18 protein-coding genes are annotated in these 26,070 nt (G+C 63.1%); 5 read left to right on the top strand and 13 right to left on the bottom strand.

Features of this window, described 5'->3' with window-relative positions:
* Positions 1–70: 70 nt before the first annotated feature.
* Positions 71–2,236 carry a RelA/SpoT family protein gene (locus GGQ74_RS03965; protein ID WP_167940226.1) on the bottom strand — a complete coding sequence of 722 codons (2,166 nt, stop codon included), beginning with the start codon at positions 2,234–2,236 and terminating at the stop codon, positions 71–73.
* Positions 2,237–2,264: 28 nt separating this feature from the next.
* Positions 2,265–3,923 (bottom strand): peptide-binding protein, encoded by a 1,659-nt coding sequence (locus GGQ74_RS03970; protein ID WP_167940227.1) that lies wholly within the window; start codon positions 3,921–3,923, stop codon positions 2,265–2,267.
* Positions 3,924–4,155: 232 nt separating this feature from the next.
* On the opposite strand from GGQ74_RS03970, the gene GGQ74_RS03975 reads away from it, so the two are divergent.
* Positions 4,156–7,380 carry a DEAD/DEAH box helicase gene (locus tag GGQ74_RS03975; RefSeq protein ID WP_167940228.1) on the top strand — a complete coding sequence of 1,075 codons (3,225 nt, stop codon included), beginning with the start codon at positions 4,156–4,158 and terminating at the stop codon, positions 7,378–7,380.
* 241 nt (positions 7,381–7,621) lie between these two features.
* A complete protein-coding gene (locus GGQ74_RS16385) occupies positions 7,622–10,072 on the top strand; it encodes a methyl-accepting chemotaxis protein (protein ID WP_167940229.1) in 2,451 nt (816 codons plus the stop codon).
* Between the two features lie 117 nt (positions 10,073–10,189).
* On the opposite strand, the gene GGQ74_RS03985 is transcribed toward GGQ74_RS16385, so the two are convergent.
* The 6 genes from GGQ74_RS03985 to GGQ74_RS04010 all read right to left on the bottom strand — a co-directional run bounded on the left by GGQ74_RS03985 (position 10,190) and on the right by GGQ74_RS04010 (position 17,820).
* Positions 10,190–13,867: a DUF748 domain-containing protein gene (locus GGQ74_RS03985; RefSeq protein WP_167940230.1), complete on the bottom strand. Its 3,678-nt coding sequence runs from the start codon at positions 13,865–13,867 to the stop codon at positions 10,190–10,192.
* A gap of 139 nt (positions 13,868–14,006) precedes the next feature.
* The gene (locus tag GGQ74_RS03990; protein ID WP_167940231.1) at positions 14,007–14,417 is read right to left on the bottom strand and encodes a carboxypeptidase-like regulatory domain-containing protein; all 411 of its coding nucleotides are present in this window, start codon (positions 14,415–14,417) and stop codon (positions 14,007–14,009) included.
* A complete protein-coding gene (locus GGQ74_RS03995) occupies positions 14,414–15,109 on the bottom strand; it encodes a hypothetical protein (protein ID WP_167940232.1) in 696 nt (231 codons plus the stop codon). The genes GGQ74_RS03990 and GGQ74_RS03995 overlap by 4 nt, the downstream gene beginning before the upstream one ends.
* A gap of 77 nt (positions 15,110–15,186) precedes the next feature.
* On the bottom strand, positions 15,187–16,041 hold the full coding sequence (locus GGQ74_RS04000; RefSeq protein WP_167940233.1) for an aminotransferase class IV: 855 nt from the start codon (positions 16,039–16,041) through the stop codon (positions 15,187–15,189).
* Positions 16,038–17,312, bottom strand: coding sequence for a chorismate-binding protein (locus tag GGQ74_RS04005; RefSeq protein ID WP_167940234.1), 1,275 nt, complete (start codon positions 17,310–17,312; stop codon positions 16,038–16,040). The genes GGQ74_RS04000 and GGQ74_RS04005 overlap by 4 nt, the downstream gene beginning before the upstream one ends.
* Positions 17,284–17,820: an aminodeoxychorismate/anthranilate synthase component II gene (locus GGQ74_RS04010; protein ID WP_167940235.1), complete on the bottom strand. Its 537-nt coding sequence runs from the start codon at positions 17,818–17,820 to the stop codon at positions 17,284–17,286. The genes GGQ74_RS04005 and GGQ74_RS04010 overlap by 29 nt, the downstream gene beginning before the upstream one ends.
* Positions 17,821–17,958: 138 nt before the next feature.
* Here GGQ74_RS04010 and bioA point away from each other — a divergent pair, with 138 nt between their 5' ends.
* Together bioA and bioD are read left to right on the top strand one after the other, a co-directional pair.
* Positions 17,959–19,251, top strand: coding sequence for an adenosylmethionine--8-amino-7-oxononanoate transaminase (gene bioA / locus GGQ74_RS04015; protein WP_167940236.1), 1,293 nt, complete (start codon positions 17,959–17,961; stop codon positions 19,249–19,251).
* A complete protein-coding gene (gene bioD / locus GGQ74_RS04020) occupies positions 19,248–19,883 on the top strand; it encodes a dethiobiotin synthase (RefSeq protein WP_167940237.1) in 636 nt (211 codons plus the stop codon). The genes bioA and bioD overlap by 4 nt, the downstream gene beginning before the upstream one ends.
* 30 nt (positions 19,884–19,913) lie before the next feature.
* On the opposite strand, the gene GGQ74_RS04025 is transcribed toward bioD, so the two are convergent.
* Genes GGQ74_RS04025 through GGQ74_RS04035 form a run of 3 tightly spaced genes read right to left on the bottom strand, consistent with a single transcriptional unit; the run spans position 19,914 to position 22,448 of the window.
* The gene (locus GGQ74_RS04025) at positions 19,914–20,672 is read right to left on the bottom strand and encodes a methyltransferase domain-containing protein (protein ID WP_167940238.1); all 759 of its coding nucleotides are present in this window, start codon (positions 20,670–20,672) and stop codon (positions 19,914–19,916) included.
* Entirely contained in the window at positions 20,644–21,270 is a 627-nt protein-coding gene (locus GGQ74_RS04030) for a hypothetical protein (RefSeq protein WP_167940239.1), read from the bottom strand. The genes GGQ74_RS04025 and GGQ74_RS04030 overlap by 29 nt, the downstream gene beginning before the upstream one ends.
* Positions 21,267–22,448, bottom strand: coding sequence for an aminotransferase class I/II-fold pyridoxal phosphate-dependent enzyme (locus GGQ74_RS04035; RefSeq protein ID WP_167940240.1), 1,182 nt, complete (start codon positions 22,446–22,448; stop codon positions 21,267–21,269). The genes GGQ74_RS04030 and GGQ74_RS04035 overlap by 4 nt, the downstream gene beginning before the upstream one ends.
* Positions 22,449–22,595: 147 nt before the next feature.
* On the opposite strand from GGQ74_RS04035, the gene GGQ74_RS04040 reads away from it, so the two are divergent.
* Positions 22,596–23,687: a putative NPN-dependent ornithine cyclodeaminase gene (locus GGQ74_RS04040; RefSeq protein WP_167940241.1), complete on the top strand. Its 1,092-nt coding sequence runs from the start codon at positions 22,596–22,598 to the stop codon at positions 23,685–23,687.
* A gap of 20 nt (positions 23,688–23,707) precedes the next feature.
* On the opposite strand, the gene GGQ74_RS04045 is transcribed toward GGQ74_RS04040, so the two are convergent.
* Entirely contained in the window at positions 23,708–24,649 is a 942-nt protein-coding gene (locus tag GGQ74_RS04045) for a carbamate kinase (protein WP_167940242.1), read from the bottom strand.
* Positions 24,646–25,974 (bottom strand): cyclic 2,3-diphosphoglycerate synthase, encoded by a 1,329-nt coding sequence (locus GGQ74_RS04050; protein WP_167940243.1) that lies wholly within the window; start codon positions 25,972–25,974, stop codon positions 24,646–24,648. The genes GGQ74_RS04045 and GGQ74_RS04050 overlap by 4 nt, the downstream gene beginning before the upstream one ends.
* Positions 25,975–26,070 lie beyond the last annotated feature (96 nt).

Genomic DNA, 26,070 nt, shown 5'->3' on the forward strand with positions numbered 1-26,070 from the left:
GAACACAACAAAACGGCCCGGAGCTTGCGCTCCGGGCCGTCCTCATTGCATTGCACAATCCCTGCGAAGATCAGTCCTCGCCACGGGTGGCCAGTCGCACGGCCTCCACGACATCCTGCACAGCACTCAAATTGTCGAGCGCGCGATAGAGGTGCGCGGAATCCCGCACCTCCACGGTAAAGATGAGTTCGGAATTGCCGTCCACGTTGGACTTGAAGCGTCCGGAATCTATGTTCACGTCCTGCTCGGTAAGCTTGGCGGATATGGTCGAGAGCATGCCGCGCTTATTCCGGCACACGATGCGAATCTTCGCCGGATAGGGCTTTTGCTGGTCACTCTCCCACCAGATGTTGAGCAGGCGTTCAGGCTCCATGCTGCCCATGTTCGGACAGTCCGTGGTATGCACGGTAACGCCCTTGCCACGGCTGATGTAGCCGATGATCGGTTCGCCGGGCAGCGGATTGCAACACTTGGCGAAACGGATGAGCACGTCGTCCACACCGTGGATGCGCACCTTGTCCGCGCCTTTATCCTTCTCCGGTGCGGGTTGCTCGCGGGGGCGCTCCTCGTGGACCACGTCGCGCTCGTCCAGCTTCGGATAGAGCTTGTTGAGCACCTGACGCGGGGTGAGACGCGCATAGCCGATGGCAGAATACAAATCGTCCACGGATTTGAACGAAAACTCCGCCGCGATGGGGTCGAGCTGTCCGGCCTTGATGACCTTCTGCACGTTGATGCCCATCTTGCGGCCTTCCTTCTCAAGCATCTCGCGGGCAAGCGCGATGGAGCGTTCCCGCTCTTCGGTACGGATGAAATGCTTGACCCGCGTGCGCGCCTTGGCCGTCTTGACGAACTTGAGCCAATCGCGGCTGGGCCTGCGGTTGAGATCGGTGATGATTTCGATGGAGTCGCCGTTGCGCAGCTTGCGCGACAGCGGCACGAGGCGACCGTTGACCCTCGCTCCCGCGCAATGGTCGCCCACTTGCGAGTGGATGAGATAGGCAAAGTCGACGGGCGTGGCACCCTCGGGCAGTTCCTTCACGTCGCCACGCGGGGTGAAGACATACACCTCGTCCTTGAACAGGTCGAAGCGCAAGGACTTCATGAACTCGCGAGGATCGGACTCCTCCTTCTGCCAATCCATGATCTGGCGCAACCACGAGAAGCGGTCCATGTCCTTGGCGCGCTTCTTTCCCATGCCCTCCTTGTAGCTCCAGTGGGAGGCCACGCCGTACTCGGCGATGCGGTGCATCTCTTCAGTTCGTATTTGAATTTCGATGCGCTCGCCCTCAGGCCCAATCACTGTCGTGTGCAGGCTCTGGTACATGTTGGCCTTGGGCATGGAGATGTAGTCCTTGAAACGCCCGGGAACGGGCTTCCAATCCGCATGCGCAAGGCCGAGTACCGCGTAGCAGTCCTTGATGCCGGGGACGATGACGCGGAATGCGATGAGGTCATGGACCTGATCGAGGTCCAGCCCCTGCTGCTCCATCTTGTGGAACGTGCTGAAGATGTGCTTGATGCGGCCGGTGACGCGGCCCTTGATGTTGTTCTCGCGCAGCTTCTCCTCGATGAGCTCGATGACCTTGTCGATATAGGCCTGACCGCGCGTCGAGCGCTCGTGCAATCCCTTCTGGAGTTGCCCGTAGATGTCCGGCTTCAGATACTTGAGGCTCAGGTCCTCCAGCTCCACCTTGATGCGGTGCAGACCAAGGCGGTTGGACAGCGGAGCGTAGATGTCCATCGTCTCCTGCGCGATGGCCCGCTGCTTGTGCGGCTTCATGTATTCGAGGGTGCGCATATTGTGCAGCCGGTCGCACAGCTTGACCAGCAGCACGCGAATGTCCTCGCTCATGGCCAACACCATCTTGCGGATGTTCTCGGCCTGCGCTTCCTCCTTGGTGTCGAAGGTCATCTGCATCTGGCTGATCTTCGTCACGCCATCCACGATGTCCGCGACTTCCTCTCCGAAGAGGCTGTCGATATCCTCAATGGAAGCCTTGGTGTCCTCCACGGTATCGTGCAGCAGACCGGCGACAATGGTGTAGCCGTCGATGCGCATGTCAGCCAGCAGGTTGGCCACCTCAAGCGGATGCGACAGGTACGGCTCTCCGGAACGGCGTATCTGCCCCGCATGCGCGGTGGCGGAATAGACGTACGCCTTCTGGATAAGCTCCCGTTCCTTGTCGGAGAGGTATCCCTTGGTCTTTTCAAGAATCTCGTGAATTCGAATCATTTCAGACTGCTACCGAATATGGCCGCGCTCATGGCACGGCGGTGTATCGTTGACGGTTTTCGGGCACCCACCACCATTCCATGTTGTGGGAAACGCCCGCGGGTGCCGCCTCCACGTCCATGAAACGTGAGGAAACGACAGGCAGGGCCAGCGGCACGGTAAGAAAGAGATAGGGCTGGTCGTCGTGGAGGATTTCCTGCACCCGATCATACACGGGCTTGCGCTCCGCGGGGTCGATCAGGCTGCGTCCCTTCACGAGCAGTTCGTCCAGCTCGGGATTCCTGTAGTCTATGAAATTGAGTCCGCCGGGAACGGCCTTGGACGAATGCCACACGTTGAAGAGGTCGGGGTCCTGCGGAATGGTCCAACCCATGACGACGGCGTCGAAGTTGCCCTTGTCGATGAATTCCTTGAGGAACGCGGCCCATTCCACGGTGCGCACCTTCACCTCTATGCCGACGTCCTTCAGGTTCGCCTGCGCGATGGTGGCTATCTTGATGCGCTGCTCGTTGCCCTGATTGGTCAGCAGCGTGAAGCTGAAGCGCTTGCCGTCCCTATCGAGCCAGCCGTCGCCGTCGCTGTCGCGCCAGCCGACCTCGGCCAGCATGTCACGGGTCTTCTGCGGATTAAAGTCGTAGTCCGTGAGCTTGTCGTTGAACATCCACGTACCGGGCTTGTAGGGACCGATGGTCGGCTCGCCAAGGCCCATGAGCACACCCTTGATGAGGGCCTGCTTATCCACGGCATGGGCCAGCGCCTGCCGGACGCGCTTGTCGGCGAACATGGGCAGCCGCAGGTTCCAGCCAATGAAATTGTAGCCGAAGGAAAGGTACTCGAAGCGGTTGAAATTCGCCTCCCACTCCGGCCCCTTGGTCTGAAACAGGTACTGCTGGGGCGTCAGCCCCATGAAATCGAGGTTTCCGGCCTTGAGTTCGAGGAACATGGTGGACATGTCGGGGATGACGCGAAACACCACGCCATCCAGATGAGGCCGCCCAAGAAAATAGTCGTCGTTGGCCTCAAGTACGATGCGCCGCCCCGCTTCCCACGACTTGAGCTTGAAGGGGCCTGCACCCACGGGCTCACGGCTGTAGCGGGTATTCATGAGATTCTCGCCCTCGAGAATGTGCTTCGGGAGAATCTCCATGGCCCACGAAACAAGAGCCTTCGCATAGGGCTTATCGTAGGTCACTTCGAACGAATACTTGCCGGTTTTCGTAAACTGCTTTACGAGCTTGTAATTCTCCGAATACGCTGTCGGCGTTCCGGGGTCGATCATGACCCTGTAGGTGAACTCGACATCATCGGCCGTGAGCTCCACGCCATCCGTCCAACGGATATCCTCGCGCAGCTTGAAACGCAGAAGACGCCCGCCATCGAGCACTTCGTAGCTTTCGGCGGCGTACGGCTCCAGCTCGATGTTGCGATTGTAACGCACGAGGGAAACGTAGAGCAGCGCAATCACATCGTGGGATGCGCTGTCCGACGCAAGGGCGGGAATGAGGTTCGACGGCTCGGCAATGGAGCCAAGCACCAGCAGATCGCCGCGCTGCGGCGTACCGGGCGAGGCGGTGGCGGTGGCTTTCGTCCCGGCCGCAGGCGCTGCGGAGTCGGACGAATCCTGCCCACAGCCGACAAGGCCGCACAGGGCAATACAGAGAAGAAGCGCTATATTTCTGATCGACATGAAGCCCCCGTTGCGGTTTCCGGTTCGAAGCCGATGGCATCTTTCGTGTGACAAATCGACCACCCGGGCGCAGAGTATGAATCAGAGTCCGCCAAATGCCAAGGGACTCTTGAAAATCTGGGGCATATGGATATAATCGCGCAGGCTCAGCGGGTCTTCGCCGAAAACTGTCGTCCCCGGCGGGACATTCCACAGGGCCAATTCCAGCGAGAAGTGAGAGGCTACCGACATCATGGATAATGCTGAAGAGAAGGTTGTAGAAAGCCTTCTCCAGGAATTCACGAATTTTACCGTCCCCGAATACATCGTGGACGGAGCGAAGCAGATTCTGGCCAACAACGGCGTCCAGAAGCTCTCCCTGAACAAACGGGAAGGCTACTGGGATGTGGAAGGCCAGATCGAAGGCGAGGACTTTCAGGCGTACAGTGCCGAGATCGGCCTGAACATCAAGGAAGGCACCATCAACTTCTACTGCAACTGCCCGGACTCCTTTTCGGGAGTCTGCAAGCACGTCGCAGCAACGGCGCTGAAACTCTTCCAGACCTTCGAGGTGAAAAGCGAGGAGCAGGTCGTCCCGTCGCAGACCGACTGGCGGCAGATTTTTCGCGCCTACTTCGCCACGGAACCGGAACCCGAAGCCGGTCGGCATTACCTGATCTTCCGCTTCTATCCGGAGCACGGTCGCTTGCAGGTCGCCTTCTTCCGTGCGCGCCAGAACAAGTCCGGCCTGTCCACGGTGCAAAACGAAGTCACCCTCGAACAGATCATCGCCAATCCGGACTGGTCCGAACTTTCGCCCCGCCTGCCGCAGGTGGCGGAACAAATCAGCCGCTATCTGGATTATGCCGGGCACCGCGTGGACGTTCCGGACGGCCTCATGTCGTGGTTCTTCTGGGCCATCAAGGACGAGTACTACCTCTTCTACCGCGACACGGAACAGCATCTGCGCATCGAGCCGAAGACCATGCGCCTCAAGCTCTCGCCGATCATCTCCGAGGACGGCCTGACCTTCGACGTTCTGCTAGACCGCGAAGGCAAAGTGCCGTTCTCCATCAAGGGCGAACACGTCTACTTCTACGGCCAGCTTCCGATCTGGGTGTACCACAAGCAGGCGTTCTACCCCGTGCAGACCGGCCTGTCCCCGGTGCTCATCCAGGAGATGACCGTGGCCCCGCCCGCCATCTCCAACAACGACATTTCCGAATTCCTCGACAGGGTGTGGACCAAGCTCCCGGCCTCGGACCTACACGGACAGGAAAAGTTCATCGACAAGATGAGCCCCTTCTTCGTCCCGGCCGAATACGCGCCGAAGCTCTTCCTCGACGAGGAAGGCAGCCTGCTCACCCTGCGCGTGCACAACGCCTACGAGACGGAACACGGCGAAGCCGCCCTGCCCGGTCCCAACCCGGACCTGCAGACCGGCAGCTACACCTATGGCGGAAAATCCTTCCTGCTCCTGCGCCAGCAGGAAAAGGAAGCCGAACTGACCGCCACGCTCATTTCCATGGGCTTCCAGCCGCGCGACAACGACAACTGGTTCCTCGAACCCGAGGAAGCCATCAACTTCCTGCTGGACGCCTATCCCAAGCTCATCGAGAAGTACCGGGTATTCGGCGAGAAGAATCTCACCCGCTACAAAGTTCGCCTGACCTCGCCGACCATCGTGGCCGAGGTGAAAAGCGCCGAGGACGAGGAGAACAAGGAGAACACAAGCTGGTTCACCCTCGACCTCGCCGTGGACTACGATGGCCAGCGCGTGCCCATCGACAAGATCTGGGAGGCGTGGACCAGCGGCAAGCGCTACGTGCAGCTCAAGGACGGCACCTACACCAGCCTGCCCGAAAGCTGGCTGGAAAAGCTCGGGCACAAGCTCAAGGCCATGGGTCTCGATCCGGAAAAGCCGCCCAAGTCGGAATTCCAGCAGTTCGAAGCGCCAGTTCTGGACCGCATCCTCGAAGACCTGCCCGAGGCCGTCACCGACGGCTTCTGGGAGGACCTCAAGCACAAGATCCACAGCTTCGAGCGCATCACGCCGGTCACCCAGCCGCACACGCTCAACGCGACGCTGCGCCCCTACCAGTTGCAGGGCCTGTCGTTCCTCAACTTCCTCAAGGAATACGGGTTCGGCGGCATTCTTGCGGACGAAATGGGTCTCGGCAAGACCATCCAGACGCTGTCGTTCCTGCTGTACCTCATCGAGAAGGGCAACGACAAACCGAACCTCATCGTGGTTCCCACGTCGGTTCTGCCCAACTGGGAGCGCGAGGCAAGCAAGTTCGTTCCGCAGTTGAAGCGGCTGGTCATCTACGGCGCACGCCGCGACCACCTCTTCCGCAAGATTTCCGATTCGCAGATTGTGCTCACCACCTACGCTCTGCTGCGTCGTGATCTCGAAGAATTGCAGAAGCACGAATTCAACGCGCTGGTGCTCGACGAAGCCCAGAACATCAAAAATCCGAACACGATCACCGCGCGTTCCGTGCGCAAGATCGACTCGGAGCTTCGCGTGTGCCTCTCGGGTACGCCCATCGAGAACAACCTCTTCGAGCTGTGGTCGCTGTTCGAATTCCTGATGCCGGGCTTCCTCGGTTCGCAGCATTCGTTCCAGCGCGGCATCGTGAAGCCCATCAAGGACGGAGACGAGGAGACGCTCGAATACCTGCGCAGCCGCGTGAAGCCCTTCATTCTGCGCCGCACCAAGAGTGCCGTGGCCAAGGACCTTCCGCCCAAGATCGAGAACGTGCAGTACTGCGCGCTGGCCGACGAGCAGATGGAGCTGTACGCCATGCTCGCGAAGAAGCTCAAGGAGCAGGTGCTGGCCGACGTGGACGAAAAGGGCATCGCCAAGAGCCAGATGTCCATCCTCGACGCGCTGCTCAAGCTTCGGCAAATCTGCTGCCATCCGCGCCTGCTCAAGCTCGACATCCCCGGCGTGTCCACCAACCTGCCCTCCGGCAAGTTCGACGCGTTCAAGGATATGGTCACGGACATCATCGAGGAAGGCCACAAGGTGCTCGTGTTCTCGCAGTTCGTGCAGATGCTGCACATCATCCGCTCGTGGCTGCAGATCAACGACATCCCATTCTGCTACCTCGACGGCTCCAGCAAGGACCGTTTCGAGCAGGTGGACAAGTTCAACAACACACCCGAGATTCCGATCTTCCTCATCTCGCTCAAGGCTGGCGGAACGGGCCTCAACCTGACCTCGGCGGACTACGTCATCCACTACGACCCGTGGTGGAACCCCGCCGTGGAAGCACAGGCGACGGACCGTACCCACCGTATCGGCCAGACCCGACAGGTCTTCTCGTACAAGATGATCTGCCAGAACACCGTCGAGGAGAAGATCCTCACCTTGCAGGACCAGAAGCGCGGCATCGCCGACGCCATCATCCCCGGCAAGGATACCTGGAAGTCCCTCACCCGGGACGACCTCGAAATGCTCTTCGAAGTCTAGCTTCACTGACAGCAACGGCCCCCGCTCCGCACCGGAACGGGGGCCGTTTTCGTTGCACTCGCATCGCAAGGCGTTCTCTTCATGATCGCTCACCGCGCGCCATCGCCAGTTCCCCGTTCACAACCTCTAGACATTCCCCACAGATACCACTAACCGCCAAATTCTACCGTTAAGGCTTCATTTCCCGACACGGCATGCTATACTCATGGGCAACACTGTCCGCAAAAAGGAGTAAACCGCCATGGCGTCCCTTCGCGACATGAAGCTTCGCACGAAGCTTTTGGCAACACTGCTGGGCTGTAGTCTTGTGCCCCTGATCGTCCTTGGACTTTTGAGCGCCGAAGTCGCCAAGACAGCCCTCGTCCACAAATCCTTCGACGAACTGGACGCCATCGCCCAGATCAAGCGAAACCAGATCGAGACCTATTTCGCCAGACGCGGCGATGACGTGTCCTCCCTCGCCATGTCGCGCGACGCGGCTCAACTCTTCTCCATCCTCAACACATACCGAGAGGACACGAATACCCAGCCCGACGGCAACTACGACGTCAAGTCAGGGGAATACCAACGCATCTGGCAGGAGAACTCCGGCTTCTTCACGAAGTACATGCAGGTCTATCAGTACTACGACATATTCGTAATCTCCGCAGACCACGGCCATGTAATGTTCACCGCCGCGCGCGAGACCGACCTCGGCGAAAATCTTTCCGCCGGCAAGCTCAAAGATTCCGGTCTTGCCTCCGTATGGCGCAAGGTTATCGAGACGGACAGCACCCGCTATGAGGACTTCGAACCTTATGCCCCTAGCGGCGGAGCGCCCGCAGCCTTCGTCGCCGCCCCCATCCACGTGCAGGGCAAGACCGTCGCCGTGCTTGCGGTCCAGCTCTCAATCGATGCCATCAATTTCATCATGCAGGAGCGCACCGGCCTCGGAAAGTCTGGCGAAATCTATCTCGTCGGCCCGGACAAGCGAATGCGTTCCGACTCCTTCCTCCAGCCGGACACGCACTCCGTGAAGGCATCCTTCGCCGGAAGCGTCGAGAAAAACGGCGTGGACACCGTGGCCGTCAAGGAAGCCCTCGAAGGCAAGACCGATCACAATATCATTACCGACTACACCGGAAACAGCGTGCTCTCGTCCTACGGGCCCATCAACTTCAGCCGCGAGCGCTGGGCCATGGTCGCGGAGATCGACGAGCACGAAATCATGGAGCCGGTGCGTTCGCTCCAGATGACCATCACTATCATCGCGATCATCGCCGCCATTCTCATCGGTGGCATCGCCATCTTCTTTGCGGGGTCCATCACCAGCCCTGTCATTGCCATCCAGGCATTCGCCAACAAGGTCGCCCAGGGCGATCTGCATTCAAAGCTCACGGGCGAGTTCGGCGGAGAGCTTCGAATGCTGGCCGAGGACATCAAGAAGATGGTGGCAGAACTCAAGAACAAGCTCGGATTCGCGCAGGGTGTGCTAAACGGCATCACCCTGCCCTGCTCCGTGGTCAGTGCCGATGACAAGCTCATCTTCATCAACCGCCAGAAGCTCGACGTGCTGGGCAAGAAGGGTAAGCCCAAGGACTTCGAGGGCATATCGTCCGGCAAGTTCTTCTACAACGACGCAGGCCGCGAAACACTGGCCGTGCGCTCGCTCAAGGAAGGCAAGCAACTTACGGCCGAAGTTCCCATCAAGAGCGAAACCGGCAAGGATTACCTCATCAACTCCACCTGCACGCCGATCAACGATCTGGACGGGAAACTCATCGGCTCCCTCGTCATCTGGTTCGATCTCACGGACATCCGTGCGCAGGAGCAACGCATCCGCGAGCAGCACGACCGCATCGCCAAGGCCGCAGACAAGGCAAACGTCGTTTCCGAACAGGTGACGTCGTCCGCCGAGCAACTCGCGGCGCAGATCGAGCAATCGAGCCGCGGAACAGAAGTCCAGCGCCAACGCACCACCGAGACGGCAACCGCCATTGAAGAGATGAACGCCACCATCATGGAAGTGGCCAAGAATGCGGGGACCGCATCGGATAGCGCCAAAGGAGCCAAGGAGAGGGCCATGGCCGGGGGCGAACTGATGCAGAAGGTCATCGCCTCCATCAACATGGTTCAGAAAAAAAGCCTCGAACTGAAGGAGAGCATGGCGGATCTGGGCACGCATGCCGAGGGCATCAGTCAGGTCATGACGGTCATCACCGACATCGCGGACCAGACCAATCTCCTCGCACTCAACGCCGCCATCGAGGCCGCGCGCGCTGGGGACGCCGGACGCGGCTTCGCCGTGGTGGCAGACGAGGTGCGCAAGCTGGCGGAAAAGACCATGAACGCAACGCAGGAAGTCGGCAACGCCATCTCCACCATCCAGACGGGCACCCGCACCAGCATTCAGGAAATGGACGAAGCCGCCAACCTCGTCGAGAAGAGCACGGAACTGGTCAACGATGCGGGAACGGCCCTTCAGGCCATCGTCAAGCTGGTGGAAAGCACCGCCGCCGAGGTTCAAAACATCGCCACCGCCGCCGAGGAGCAATCCGCAGCGTCCGAGCAGATCACCCGCGCAGCGGACGAGATCAACACCATCGCATCGGAGACCGCCGACGCCATGAACCAGTCCGCCGAGGCCGTGTCCAACCTGACCGGGCTAGCGCAGGAACTCAAGACCATCATCGAGGACATGCAAGAGGATTGAGCATCCGGTAGACGAAACGCACCACCAAAACAAGAGAGGGGAGACGGCAAACCGTCCCCCCTCTTTCTTTTACACCCAGCGTAAAGGCTTACCGCGTGCCCACGCATGGGCCACGCATCAGCGCAGGCCCAGAACCACCAGCCGACGTCCATGATCGCTCGCGGGCGGTGTCTCGCCAGCGGCCGCCTCGCGCAGGAACACCCGTGCGGGATCGACGCCCTGCGCAATCAGCCAGTCCATAACGGCCTTGGCCCGCCGCGCCGCCAGCGCACGAAGTGCCTCGGGGTCCTCGGCCACGCTCCGGCGCATCAGGTCTTCCATCACCTCCACGGGCTGCTCCTTTACCATGCCGATGATATTCGTGGGCTTGTCGAAGGGAGCGGCCTCGTAGGCGCGGGTCAGCAACTGCGGATACTCTGCCGGGTCCACCGTCACGTCCCTCACGGACGCGGGGGCTTCGCCCCGGCGCTCCAACTCCATCATCTTCCGCATGCGCACCGAGCGCTGTAGAAACCGCTCGCCAAGGGCCGGGCCGTCAGCCTCGGCATCGGCGAATCCGGCAATCTCCAGCCGCAGCCGAGGGCGCTTGGCCAAGGCCTCGGCCACGGCCTTCAGCTTCGCGAGCGTCTCGTCCGTCGGCGCGGAAACACCGGGGTCGAACACCAGCAGATTCACGTCCTCGCCACCGCCGAAGACCGACCCAATGAGCGAAAACGGCGAGGCCACGATCTTCACCAGCAGATTGACGATGGCTTTCATCACCACCTTGCCTACGCGGAACTTCGGATCGTCGAGGTTGCCACGCACAGGAATGTCGAGCTGAATGTTGCCCTGCGAATCACTCAGCAGGGCAATGGCGAGACCTATGGGCAGATTCGGAGCGTCTGGATTGTTCACCCGCTGCCCCAGCGCGAGGTTCTTCAGCAGGAAGTTGTTGTCCACGGCCAATTCACGGCCCTGCAGGTGCAGCTTCACGTCGGCAAGCATCTTGCCCGTTGCCAGCGGATAGGCGATGTGGCGCACGGTGTAAGGCGACAGGGGCGGCAGTTCCGCATTACTCAGTGCCACATCGAGATTCGTGTCCAATGTGCGGCCGAAGGGAACGATGTTGCCCTCGACACGAAGCGGAGCATGCCCGCCTATGGTCGCATTCATGGCCACATCCGCCCGTGCGCCCTCATCAAGGGAGAAGCCGGAGATGCGGCACTGCGCGGCCTCGACCGAAGTCTTGAAAAACGGCGAAGTCGTCTCGTCCAGGAAACGCACATCGCCCCCGCTCATCACGAACTCGCCGATACGGATATCGGGCCGGGATTGCGCTGTATCCGCTTGCGCAACCTGCGCGGTCTCTGCGGCCTGCGGTTGCTCGGCCGAAGTCTGTGCCTCGGTCGCCGGAGCCTCGCTCGCGGTGGCGTTCTGCCCATCGGGAGCCGCACGGCGCATCAGCCGCGCAAGATTCAGGCGTCCATCCCGCTCGACCACCAGCCGCAGCTTCGGATCAACGACCTCCACGGTCTTCACATTCACGGAAAGCGGCTCGCTGACCACGGCGGCCTTGCGCACGGCAAAGCGCCCAAGCGTAGCGACACTCGCCCCGCTCTTGGCATCACGAAGCGACACGCCGTCGACAACGAGGGAGCCATTGAACGCCACACCCACGGGATCTCCCTTGGACACGCGCCACGTTCCGCCAAGATTCACGCGCCCGTCGGCAAGATCGACATCCGTCCCCTCGCGCAGGTAGCCGCGCATGGCCGACAGCGGGAGCGCATCCAGCCGGACGCTTCCCGACAGAGCCAACGGGTCCAGCGCCCCCTGCGCGTCAAGGGCAATCGCCCCACTGCCCAAGGCCGTTCCGGACAAACGCAGGCTGATCGGTGCGGCCAGATCACTCGACAGTCCCTCCAGTTCGACATCAAGCCCCGCCAGCCGAAGCGCGGCAGGAACGGCAAGGGCGTTGTCATCCAGCGCAAAGGACGCATCATCCAGTGTCAGCGCGCCAAGACGTACGGTCCAGCGCGGCTCCTCGGCCTTCGGCTTCACCGCGCCACGCGCGGGGGCCGCCACGTCGCCCCCCCGATGCTCCGTCGGAGCGGGCGGCGCTGCAAGGCGAAGCAGATCGATGCCCTCGCGCGTCCGCTCCACGTGCACGTCCAGTCCGTGCACATCAAGCCGCGCAAGATCGACGGACCGCGCACCCACATCGACATGCCCGCCGGAAAGCGCGATGCCATGCACGCCGACGGCCTTCCGCCCGTCCGGACGCTCAAGCCCCAGTTCGCGCACATCCACGGCCAGTCCATCCACGACGACGCTCTCCGGCGCTTCCCCACCATTCCACGCAAGGGACAGCCCCAGCACGCCGGAAACGAGCCGCACCGGCAGCAGTTCGCGATGGTACGCGGCATAATCAGCAGCGTTCACACCCTGCACGTCGAGCTTTCCGCGATGGGTCCGCGCGGCGATATCCACGCTGCCGGACAGGGCCACGCGCTCGCCGCCTTCCGAGCCGAAGGACAACGCGAATGTCCCTTCGTGCTCGGGCGCGGTGTCGAGCTTTTCGAGCGTGGCCGAAATATTGCCAACGGTCTTGCGGAAGCCGCCAGCCGCCGCATCGGTGAAGGCCACGCGACCGCCGGTGATGTCCAGCCGTTCGAGCACGGCGCGAAAGGCCGCGTCGCTCCCGGAATCACCAGCGCCCTTCGCGACGGTGGGCGTATCCGCAGGCGCAGAGGCAGAACTCGCGAACCATCCCGCAGCGTCGATGCGTCCGTCGGCCTTGCGCACGATGCCCACCCTCGGCCCCACGATTCGGCACGGGCCGATCCGCAGCATGCGGTCACCCAGGTCCAACTTTTCAAGCCGGACAGCCACCTCGTCCACACCCAGCACCTCGGCCCCGCCGGACGCGACAAGGGAGACCTCGCGCAGTGTCGCGTCGCCACTGACGGCAACGCGCGGCGCATGCCCGCCCTCCAGCTCGAAATCGAGCGCAATGCTGCAATCCAGGAGTCCACTGGCGAGCGAAAGGTCCGTCTTTACGGGCAAATAGGCCCAATAGAAGGGAAGGTCGGCATCGCGCAGGGTAAACACGAAGCGCGAATTGAGCCGCTCCTCGAAGGGGCGGGTTCCGCCGTCGATGATGAAGGGCTTGCCGTTGACCACGGCGGAAAGATGCGGACGGACGAAATGCTCCCTGTGCTTGGGTAGGCTGGAAAGCAGCGGAACGGACGCCGTCAGCTTCTCAATGGTGTGTGTCTTGCCACGTAAGGTGTCCTCAATGACGACCCGGCCGCCATCGAGCTCCACCCCTTCCACCACCACAGGCACGGGCAGCCCTGCGGCCAGCGGGTTGGCGATATCCTCCGCCACGGCCTCGGTCTCCTGCGTGGCTTCGTCCGACGAGGCGAGATCGGCAAAGTTACTTTCGGTCCCAGCCAGCACGAGGCGCAGGTATGGTCCGGATAGCCGAACCTCCTCCACCACCAGCGACAGGCGCGGGATGCTCGTCCACGCGACATCGACACTCAGGGCATCGAAGGACGCGAAGACCTGCGAGCCGTCCGGCTCCATCACCGTCACTCCGTCGATCTCGGCCCGAAGCGTCAGCGGATTGAAGCTCACCGATTCGATGGTCACGGGCCGCGACAGCGCCCGCCCGAGTTCCTCCTCGGCAAGCCCCCGCGCCACGCGGGGCACCACGAAAAAACCACCCAACATATAGGCCACGGCCACAACAGCAAGCGCCCACGCGCCAAGCCGTCCGAAAACCGTCTTCCGCCCTTTTCCGTTCATCGCTTCCGCCTTGATATTCCACGTTTCCATGACAAATGGCCCACGCCATCGTCACGCAATCGCACGCAAAAATCTAGCACGGATGAAAGAGGAAAGGCCAGCGCCGGAGCGCGACTCCGAGGCGGAAATGGCAACATGACTAGAACATCAGAGGCGGTATGTCCTGAAACTGATAGAACCGTGGATCGACAGGCACGACCTGCACAGGAAAATTCTGCATGCCGTTGACCTGAAGCACATACGGCCCCGGCTGGAGATTCCAGAAGAAGTAGAATCCCTGCCCGTTCGTTCGCGTTCCGCCCATGTGCATCCACTGCCCGGTCATCATGTCATGCCTGTACAGTTCGATCATCACACCGGGCGAAGGAAACATCTGCCCGGTATACGGGTGTCTGCTCGTAACGAGTCCCCGGATACTGGTTCCGGAATTCTGCGCGGACGCATCGGAAATCATCATGGCGAAAACGATCAGCAAAGCAGCCAGAAAGATACGCCATGCGGCACCATGACGCTCCGATCGCAAGCCGATGGGGAATGGACTACGCATCATTCGGCCTCCCGCGAAGAATTCGCTCCCGCATTCCCGTCACCCATGTCTGGCGCGGGCACATCCGGCATATGTGGTAAAACACGTCCCTCTTCGGGCACGGGCGGTCCACCGGGAATAGGCACGACCGGTTGCGTCATGAGCGGCGAATACTGCTGCTCGACCTTGACCAGCCGCACCTCGCTGATGGAAATCTCGTTACTGTTCTCGTCCTGCGTACATGTCGCCGATTCCACTCCGGGCCGAATAAGCAGGGACTGACCGGCATAGCCGTCCATTTCGAAATCCACGCGCACAACCTTGAGCGGCGGAATCCAAAACGACACCTGATCGTCGCTGGCGACCATACCGTCGGGATTCAGGGCCACGCGCAGCCGCTCCCTCACGCTGCACAGTTCGCTATGGTCGGTAATCGGTCTGGCATGACGATCAAGCAACCGGATGTTCGCGACGACCTTCCAGCCGCGCTGACGTCCGGAAAACACTTCCTCGTGCTTCGCATATTGCTGCGAAAGAGCCATGAACACGATGAGAATGACGACATACGCGGCGAACGCACCCGTAGCGTTCAGCGTAAAATCGGCCAATGGTCCCTTGAGACCAACCTTCGTATTGGGAAACAGATAGTAGATGACCACCGCAGGGATGAGTGGAAGAATGAGGGCGGCGGCTATAAAGGCAATGAAACTGAACATGGCTGCGCATCCTCCCTTCTTGTTGTATACAACCTACATAGAAGGCATGCGATGTCAACCATCAAATACGTACTATTCTATTCGCCATCCACCGCATGCACCCGCGACCGCACCATGGCGCAGGGCGTGGGGTCCGCAGCGAAATGGGCTTCGCCGATCGCCGTCACGGGCAGCATGCCTATAAGTGAATTGAGTGAGTAGATGGCCTCAAAACGCGACAGTTCCTCAACGCACACAGGACGGGACTCGATGGGCAACACCTCCCGCGCGGCGGCAAGAGCCGTGGACGGCAGGATTCCCGCCCGCCCCGCACCCTCGCCCGGCGCGGCGGGGGCGACATAGCGCCCGCCATCGCGCTCATGTTCCCGCAGGATGAGCGCGGCATTCGAGGCCTCAAGGACATGACCGTCCGGCGTGGTCAGGACTGCGCCGTCAAGGCCCTGCGCGGCAGCCTCGCGTCCGGCCAACCAGTACGGCAGATGGTTCGCCGATTTGTGCGCGCCAAGCCACGAATGCAGGGGGCGGGGACAGATGCCGAGCGCCAGCGCCCTGTCCGGCGACGGCACGGCGTATGGCGCGATGAGTACCACCGGGTGCAGAGGTCGCGCGTCAGACGCATCCGAAGACGCATCCAAGGCCGCATCTGGAGCAACGTCCACATGGTAGATGATATTCACGCGCGCCGTGCGCCCGATAAGGCCGTTTCGCGCCGCGACCTGTGCGATAACCGGGCCGAGGTCCGAGGTCTCGTGACGCAAGCCGAAGGCGTCGAGGCTCGCATGAATGCGCCGCAGGTGCGCCCCCAGCCGACACGGCGCACTGCCGTTCCACAACAGCGTCTCGAAGAAGGAAAAGCCGAAGCGAAACGCCGGGCCAGCCGCATTCAACTCGATGCTGTCCTCTCGGAACCCGTAGCCGTCGTGAAGGATCACAGCCCTGCCAACCTCGCGAATTTTCCGGCCTTGGCCAGCGTTTCGAGATATTCGGACTCCGGGTCGGAGTCCACCACGATGCCGCTTCCCGCGTGATGACGAAACACGCCGTCGCGCGAGTCATGCACCGCCGTGCGAATGGCGATGCTCGACTCCATGTTGCGTGCGTCCTCCACCACGACCATGCTTCCGCAGTACACGCCACGGGTGTGCGGTTCAAGCTCCTCGATAATGCCCATGGACGCGAGCTTGGGGCAACCGGTCACCGACCCGCCCGGAAAGGCGTCCAGCAGCAGGTCGAGGCAAGTTCGGTCCGCACGCAGGCGTCCGCGCACGTTGGTGTACATCTGGATAAGATTGTCCACCACGAAGGTGGACTTGTGCCCGTCCACGCGCACGGAGCCGTACTCGCAGTTCGCGGAGATATCGTTACGGATAAGGTCCACGATCATCGACAGTTCCGCGCTCTCCTTGGGCGAGGATGTCACGCGCTCGGCCAGCTCTGGCCGGTACTCGTCGAAGGCCAGCGTGCCCTTGATGGGCTGGGAGAGCACCTCTCCATCGGCAACACGCAGGAAGCGCTCCGGCGATGTGCTGATCACCGTCACCGGGCCAAGGCGAAACAGCGCGTAGAACGGCGCGGGGCACTCCCGCCACAACCGCACGAAAAGCCCCGCGGGGTCGAGGTCCGGCGCGTGAACCGCGAATTCCGAGGACAGGCACAACTGGTAGGTATAGCCGCCCCGAATGCGTTCCAGCACCTCCTCCACGCCGCGCATGTAGCCCTCGCGCCCAAGGGACGCGCGTTGCGTGCCTGTCCCGCCGGTCCCGCTGGGTGCGGACGGCGCGGCGGCCAATGTGGGGCGCAAGGCCTCTGCCACCGCAGCACGGGCATAATCCGTGTCGCCCTCGGCCCGCAGTTCACCCGTGGCCGGATCAAAGACCACAAGCGCCCGGTAGCGACGAAAGCGCCCCGGCGGGCACCACGGCATCTTGTCGGACACCACCCCACGCAGGGACAGGCCGTAGTCGTAGGTCAGGCAACCGAGGGACGTGCCGGGCGTCGCAAACAGGAACTCGGCAATGGCCTCACGCGGCGTGCCCGGTTCCACGAGAATCTCCGCACACGGCGCAAGGCCGATGCGGCAGGGACCGGCCCCGGCACGCTCCGGGGCGGACAGGAAGAGGTCTGCGTCGGGCCGGACGGCAAGCCCCTCCACAAGCGCGACAAGGGATTGGGAATCAGCGAAGTCCGCAATGTGCGAGTGCATGATTGATGAAGAATCCGCCATCGGCGGTCAGAAATGATTCGGGATGAAATTGCAGGCCGATGAGCGGCCGCTCGGGATGAACCACGATCATGGGCACGCCGTCGGCATTGGCGGCGCGCACCGAAAGCCCCTGCCCCACGCGGGACAGATGCAGCGAGTGATAGCGGGCGACCTCGAACCGACGGCCCGCGAAGTCGATGACGTCGGCCTTGCCATGCACGCAGCCCGGCAGGCGGGACGTCTCGCCGCCGAAATGCGCATTGAGAATCTGCAACCCGAGGCACACGCCAAGGACCGGCACGCCGGAGTCGATAATCCGCCCGTAGCCGGGATACTCGCCGGGGTGCCCCGGTCCGGGTGAAATGACGACCATGTCCCACCGCGCGGGGTCCACGCCCGCAAGTTCGGCCACGGGCCGCACAGTCACCCGCGCCCCAGTGGTCACGACGATCAGATGTTCGAGGTTACGCGTGAAGCTGTCGTTGTTGTCGATGATGACGATATCCATTGAATCTCTCCACGAACGCGCCATGCGCCGCGTTTCGCGCCACGAACTTCCCGCTGACCAAGCGCCGCGGGGTTTGACATCCGCCGCGCCATCGCCCACAACCGTTGCGGGCACAGCCCGGGAGGAATCTCGAAGACCATGCAAACGAAAGATATTCTCGAATTCGACAGGACGCACATCTGGCATCCCTACACGTCCATGATCGACCCGCTTCCGGTGTACCCGGTGGAGCGCGCCGAGGGCGTGCGCCTGCATCTGGCCGACGGCCGCGTGCTCGTGGACGGCATGAGTTCGTGGTGGGCCGCCATTCACGGCTATTCGCACCCCGTACTCGTGGATGCGCTGGCCCGGCAGGCACAGACCATGTCGCACGTCATGTTTGGTGGCATCACCCATCGCCCCGCCGTGGAGTTGGCAAGCCGCCTCGTGCGCATGACGCCCGCACCGCTCGAACGCGTCTTCTTCAGCGACTCCGGCTCCGTGGCCGTGGAGGTCGCCATCAAGATGGCTTTCCAGTACTGGCTGTCCAAGGGCGAACGCCGCCGCACGAAGCTCCTCACCGTACGCGGCGGCTACCATGGCGACACCTTCGAGACCATGAGCGTGTGCGACCCGGAAAACGGCATGCACGGCATGTTCTCCGGCGTGCTGCCCCAGCATCTCTTCGCGCCGGTTCCCTCGCCCGCCTTCGGTGACGCGTGGAACGACGCACACTTCGAGGCCTTCGAAACTCTCCTGCGCGCCAACGAGGGCGACATCGCCGCCGTCATCCTCGAACCCGTGGTGCAGGGCGCGGGCGGCATGCGCTTCTACTCGCCGGAGTACCTGCGCCGCGTACGCGGGCTGTGCGACGAAACGGGCATCCTGCTCATCGCCGACGAAATCGCCACCGGCTTCGGCCGCACCGGCACACTCTTCGCCTGCGAGCACGCGGGCATCGCCCCGGACATCATGTGTGTGGGCAAGGCGCTGACTGGCGGCATGATGACCCTCGCCGCCACCCTCGCCACGGCAGAGGTGGCCGAAGGCATCTCGCGCGGGGAACTCTCCGTGCTCATGCACGGGCCGACGTTCATGGCCAATCCGCTGGCCTGCGCCGTGGCCTGCGCCAGCATCGACCTGCTTGAATCTTCGCCGTGGCGCGAGCGCGTGAGCGCCATCGAAACGCAGCTTCGCGAGGAGCTGGCCCCCTGCGCCGACGCGGATACCGTGGCCGACGTGCGGGCACTTGGGGCCATCGGTGTGGTCGAAACCGTCCGCCCCGTAAACATGGCCGCCATGCAGCGCTTCTTCGTGGAGCGCGGCGTGTGGGTCCGCCCCTTTGGACGACTGGTGTACATCATGCCGCCCTTCGTCACCGAACCGGACGATCTGTCCCTTCTCACCCACGCGGTGCGCGACGCCGCACGCGATCCGAGGCTCTTCTCATGACCGGAAATCTTCCCTCTCGCCTCTTCGTCACCGGCACGGACACCGACGCCGGAAAGACCGTCATCAGCGCCCTGCTCACCGCCGGGCTCGACGCCCACTACTGGAAGCCCGTGCAGAGCGGCGTTCGCGAGGGCACCGACACCGAAACGGTGCGCCGCCTCACGGGCCTGCCCGCAGAGCGCTTCCTGCCCGAGGCCTACCGCCTCATGGAACCGCTTTCGCCCCATGCCGCCGCGCTCATCGACGGCGTGCGCATCGACCTCGACGCCATCCGCATGCCCAACCTCCCGGCCGATGCGCGGCTGGTGGTCGAAGGCGCGGGGGGCATAATGGTCCCGCTAAACGAAAATGCGCTGATGATCGATCTCATGGCTCGGCTGGGTCTGCCGGTGGTGCTGGTGGCCCGCTCAGGGCTGGGAACCATCAACCACACCCTGCTCTCCCTTGCGGCCCTGCGGCAGGCGGGGATCGAAGTCTGCGGCGTGGTGCTGAACGGTCCCCGCAATCCCGCGAATCGGGACGCTGTGGAAGAGTACGGAAAGGTGCGCGTGCTGGCCGAGGTGGAACCGCTGCCGCAGCTTTCCCCCGCCACCCTGCGCGAGACCTTCGCCCGCGTCTTTGCGCAGGGCTGACACATTCCGGGGTCGCGGGGGGCGACGGAGCTAGGCCACCCTGCGGCCCCACAAATAGAGCACCCGCCACGTAGCGGCGACGCCATCCGCATCGCCGTGCAGCCGTCGGTATGTCGTCTCGAAATTCTCGTAGCATCGCCGGGAAAAGGCCCGTCCGGCTCCGGCACCGGTCACGCCGCTGCGCTTGAGGGTCCGCAGCAGGTCGCGCACGGTGGCGTAACGCTCCCGAACCTCCCACAGACGGCTCTCACACTCCACACCGGGCACCCCGTCCACAATCCACTCGTATTCCTGCGCACTGCGCAAGTGGACCACATCCCCGAATCCGCTCAAACGGCTGGCCTGCGCCAATTCCGACAGCGTCCCCTCAACGAAGATTGAGAACGAAAAAGCGCCGCCGGGCCGCAGCAACCGCAGATTGGCGGGAATGGACCGGGCGGGGTCGCGATACCATTGCATGGTCGAGGAACTGACGAGCAGATCGGCACAGCCCTCGGTCAGCGGCGGACATTCGCCGTCGGCCACGACATGGAGTTCGCGCGGGCCGCGTTCGGTCATTGCCGCCAGCATTCCCGGCGCGATGTCGAGGCCAACATAGCGCTCGAAGGAGATGGACGCCCGCAGCATGGCCGTGGCCATGCCCTGCCCGGTGCCGATCTCCACGACCACGCCATGGTGACCGCCGGGCACGGCGCTCACGCAGTCGCGCGCGGCCTCGCGCTGCACGCGCGCCGCCTCGCAATAGCTCGCCCCGGCGCGGCTAAAGAATGCGGCGACCAGTCGCTTCATGCACCACCCCGGCAATAGTCCGCGCAGGCATGAAATGCCCCTCGGAAACGGAACGATAAAGCGCGCCCTCCAGCTTGCCAGCAATGCCGACAGCCTCGGACAGCGGGACGATCTTGTCGGACAGTCCGCCGATCACCAACACATTGCCGAAATGCCCCTCGGCCGGGAGCTGCGCTCTGGACTCCAAAAGGAAACGCAGGCCATCGAGGAGCGGCTCCACCGCGCCCTCGGCCCACGAGGCGTTAGCGTCGCGAATGCCGCAATTGCGATAGAAGCCGCGCACCGTACGCTCCGGAAAGCGCTCCATGTTCGCGATCATCTTCTCCACCGTGCCCGTCAGCAGACAGCGGGTGAAAATGTAGAACGGCGCGACCAGCGTGATCTGCTCGTATAGCGGAGCAAGGCGCGCGATGTCGCGCAGGATAATGTGCGCCCCGGTGGACCAGCCAACGAGGGTGCCGCCACCGCAAAGCAGACGTTCGGCGATGTCCTGCGGGGCATGGTCCACAAAGGGCACGAGGAACTCGCCGCGTTCGGCGAACTCTGGATACAGGTCCGCGCGTCCGGCCCAGCCAGAAACGAAGGTGAAATCGCTCATGAATGCATCTCTCCTGCCAGAGCGGCGAAAGCCTCGCGCACTCCGGCCATGTCGGTATCCGTAAGATCGGCCCGCAGCGACACGCGAAGGCGCGCCGTACCCGCCGGAACCGTCGGCGGACGTATGGCCGGAACACACAGGCCCCGAGCCATGAGAAATTCGCGCGCAGCCACGGCCTCGTCGTTGCCGCCGATGATCACGGGCACGATCTGCGTGGTGGAATCGCCGGTGTCGAAGCCGAGGGCGGCAAGATGGGTACGCAGGTCCGCAGCCATGGTCAGCAGGCGCTCGGCGCGTCCGTCATCCGAACGCACCAGCCCGAGGGCCGCCAGATTGGCCGCCATGACCGACGGCGGCAAGGACGTGGAAAAGACGAAGGACCGCCCCCGGTTGCGCACGAGGGCCACAAGGTCCGCGCTCGCGGCGACATAGGCCCCGTACGAGCCGAAGGCCTTGCTGAAGGTGCCCATGTGCACGTCGATCTCATCAGCGAGGCCCATCTCGTGGGCAAGGCCGCGCCCGTTGCCGAGGATGCCCGCGGCATGCGCCTCGTCCACCACGATGAGCACACCGTTGTCGCGGCACAGGCGGACGATGGCGGGCAGGTCCGCTCTGTCGCCGTCCATGCTGAACACGGTGTCCGTGACGAGGATTTTGCGCCGCGTGTCGGCGTGGCGAGCCATCATCACCGCAAGGTGGTCCATATCGCCATGGCGATAGCGCACATGCTCCGCGCGGGACAGGGTGATGCCGTCGATAATGCTTGCGTGATTCAGCCGGTCCGAAAAGACCACGGTGTTGCGGTCGGCCAGCGCGGTCATGATGGCCACGTTGGCCGCATAGCCGGAACCGACCGTCAACGCGGCCTGCGTCCCCTTGAACTCGGCGAGTTCCCGCTCAAGGGCGTCGTACAGGGCAAAGGTGCCCGTGACGATGCGCGACGCCCCGCTACCCGCGCCGAGGTCCCGCGCGGCGTCGGCGGCGGCCTCGCGCAGGGCGGGATGCCCAGCAAGCCCAAGATAGTTGTTGGAGGCGAGGTTCAGGAGCCGCTGACCGGCATGGTCGATGAAGCGGTCCACCCCCCGGTCCACGAGAGGCATCTCGCGCAAAAGCGACTGTTCCCGCATCCGCGAAAGCTCCGCCGCTACGTATTCCTTCCAGAAATTATCCTGTGTCATGGCAGGGCAGAGCTACTCCAAATCCCGCAGATAGGCAAACATGCGCCCGCATGCGTCCTTGCTCTTTCACCGGAAATATCCGACTCTCAAGAATCGGGATCATCCGTCAAACCCACCGGAACATCTGGCGACACGAGGAGGTTCTCCATGCCCTTTGCGCTGCCCGCCTACAACGAACCCGATTTCGCAGCCCTGTCCGGCGCGCCTCTTGCCCGCTTCGAGGCGGTCATCACCCCCGGTGTCGCCCCGGACGGCTATCACGCCACCACCATCTTCCCGGAATACTTCCAACTGGCCCCGCAGCGCTGGATTATGCCCGCCCAATCGCGCATGGACTGCGTGGTCGTCCGCCGTGGAGACGAGCTGGACGTGGTGGAATTCCGCAGGCTCGCCCCCGGCGACATGGTCTGCGTCGGCCGCAGGGAGAACGGGGAGGACGGCATCTACGTGCATACCGATCCCTTCGGAAGCATCGAAAACGCGCGGGAAAAGTTCGCCTTCCGCACACGCATGACGCGCGAAAGCTCCTTCTCCATCGACTACGACGAACTCTACGACCTGCTGGAATTCGAGCGCGAAAACGGATTTATCGTCTGGGTGCTCGGCCCGGCGGTGATCTTCGACCACGACTCGCGTGAGGCGCTCACCCGGCTGGTGGAGGCGGGATACGTACACGGGCTGCTAGCCGGAAACGCGCTGGCCACGCACGATCTTGAGGCGGCCATGCATTCCACTGCTCTCGGGCAGGAAATCTACACCCGGCGCACAGCCGCCCTTGGCCACTATCACCACCTCGATGCCCTGAACGAGGTGCGCCGCCTCGGCTCCATGCGCGCGGCCATGGAGCACGGGCTGGTCAAAAACGGCGTGATGCGCGCCATCCACGAGCGAAACATCCCCTTCGTGCTGGCCGGGTCCATCCGCGACGACGGTCCCATGCCCGAGGTCGTGGCCGATTGCTACAAGGCGCAGGACGCCATGCGCAACGTGGTCCGGCAGGCCACCACGGTCATGGCCATGGCCACGCAACTGCACTCCATCGCCACGGGCAACATGACGCCGTCCTACACCGTGACCGGCGGCAGCATCCGCCCGGTCTACTTCTACTCTGTAGATATGAGCGAATTCGTCGTCGACAAGCTGGCCAACCGAGGCTCCCTCTCGGCGCGCTCCATCCTGACCAACGTGCAGGACTTCCTCGTCACCACCGAACGCGGATTGCGCAAGCGGCAGCACTGAACGGATGACGAAGCGGCCATTCAGCGCACGATTTCGGTGCCGCCGCGTCCGGCCACGGCGTCCTCTATGGCGTCCATGCCGCAGATGACGGCCCGCGAACCGCCACCGCGCAGGAATTCCGCACAGGCCTCGATCTTCGGCCCCATGCTACCGGGCGGAAACTGCCCGCCACGCAGGTGCTCCATGGCCTCGTCGATGCGAAGGCGCTCCACGAGCCGCTCTGCGGGCGTACCGTAATCGAGATACGCACCAGCCACGTCCGTGACGATGACGAACACATCCACGCCCACCTCCTGCGCCAGCCGAGCGCTGGCGAGGTCCTTGTCGATGACCGCGTCCACCCCGCAAAATCGCCGCCCCTCCCGCACCACAGGGATGCCGCCGCCACCGCAGCAGATGACAATGAAGCCATCCGCCACCAGCGTGGCGATTTCGCGCTTCTCCACGATAGTCAGCGGGCGTGGAGAGGCCACCACCCGCCGCAGGCCCTTGGCAGTCCGGCGCACGGGATAGCCCGCCGAGGCGGCCTGCTCCTCGCTCAACACCGGGCCAATGGGCTTGGTGGGGGCGGCAAAGGCCGGATCATCGGCATCGACCACCACGTAGCTGATGAGGCTGACCAAAGGCTTCTGCCCGCCAGCCTCAAGCTGCATGAGTTCTGCGTCCAGCGTGGATTCCATCATGTAGCCGATCTGTCCCTGCGTCTGCGCCACGAGGATTTCCAGCGGCAGACGCACGGAATGCGGGCAGCACTCCTGCCGCAGCAGCAACTCCCCCACCTGCGGACCATTGCCATGGGTGAGGATGATGCGCCAGTCACGCGAAAGCCGCGCCACCTGCGACAGCGGGAGCCGAAGATTCTCGAACTGCTCGGCGATGGTGCCGGTCTGCCCCTTGCGCACCAGCGCGTTGCCGCCAAGAGCCACGAGAAGCGTCCGTGCCGCATCCCGCCCGGCGCTCATCCCGCGCCCCGCTCGTCGAGCAGCCGCAGCAGCGCGTCCTCCAGACGCGCCGGACCGCCGTCCGCATAGTCGTAGCGCACACGCATGGTCGGATGCTCGATGCGCAGGAAGCGCCCAAGGCGGGCTGGCGTGCCGAAGAGCACAAGATCGCAGTCCACGGCATTGATAGTCCGCTCAAGGTCCGTCAACTGGTGCGCATGGTAGCCCATGGCCGGGAGCACCGGTCCGATGTGCGTGTAGCGCTCGAACACGCCCGCGATGGAGCCGCACGCGAAGGGACGCGGGTCCACCAGCTCCGCCGCGCCGAAGGTCCGGGCCGCGACGGTCCCCGCGCCATAGGCCATGCCCCCGTGGGTCAGCGTCGGGCCATCCTCCACCACCAGCACCCGCCGCCCCGCGATGGCCGCAGGGTCGTCCACCGTCACCGGAGATTTGGCCAGCACCACTTCGGCCGAGGGATTGGCCGCCGCGATGTTGTCCATGACCTCCCGCACGCGGCTTGAGGGCGCGGTATCCACCTTGTTGATGACGGCGATGTCGGCCATAAGCATATTCGTCTCGCCGGGATAGTAGGTGAGTTCGTGCCCGGCGCGGTGCGGGTCGAAAACCGTGATGTGTACCGTGGAGCGGAAGAATGGCGTATCGTTGTTGCCACCGTCCCAGACGATGACGTCGGCCTCGCGTTCGGCCTCGCGCAGGATGGCGGCGTAGTCCACACCTGCGTAGACCACCAGCCCGCATTCCACCAGCGGCTCGTACTCCTCGCGCTCCTCGATAGTGCAGCGATGCTGATCGAAATCATCAACTGTCTCGTAGCGCTGGACAATCTGCCGCGAAAGGTCGCCATAGGGCATGGGGTGGCGCACCACCACGACCCGCCGGCCACGGGCGCGCAATATGTCGCACACCTTGCGCGTGGTGGGCGACTTGCCGCATCCGGTGCGCACCGCGCACACCGAGACAACAGGGCACGACGCTTCGAGCATGGTGTACGTCGCCCCGATCAGCATGAAATCCGCACCCTCGGCCATGACCTGCGAGGCCGTATGCATCACCTGCATGTGCGGCACGTCGGAATAGGAAAACGCCACGAGGTCCACGCGATGCTTACGGATGATGTCGCGCAGTTCGCTTTCGGGCCGGATGGGAATGCCCTGCGGATAGCCGCCACCGGCCAACTCGGCGGGATAGGCCCGTCCCTCTATGCCCTCGATCTGGGCTGCGGTGAAGGCCACCACCTCGTAACGCGGATTGTCACGGAAGTAGACGTTGAAATTGTGGAAATCCCGGCCAGCGGCCCCCATGATGACAACCTTCTCGACCATGCCAACCTCCGGACTGTACAGACGTTGCGACAGGACGGTGCGCAATTGACGAGCCTTGAGCCATCGACATGTTGCCTCATTTCGGCACAGACGGTT

This window comes from Desulfobaculum xiamenense (genome assembly GCF_011927665.1).
Lineage (GTDB): Bacteria > Desulfobacterota > Desulfovibrionia > Desulfovibrionales > Desulfovibrionaceae > Desulfobaculum > Desulfobaculum xiamenense.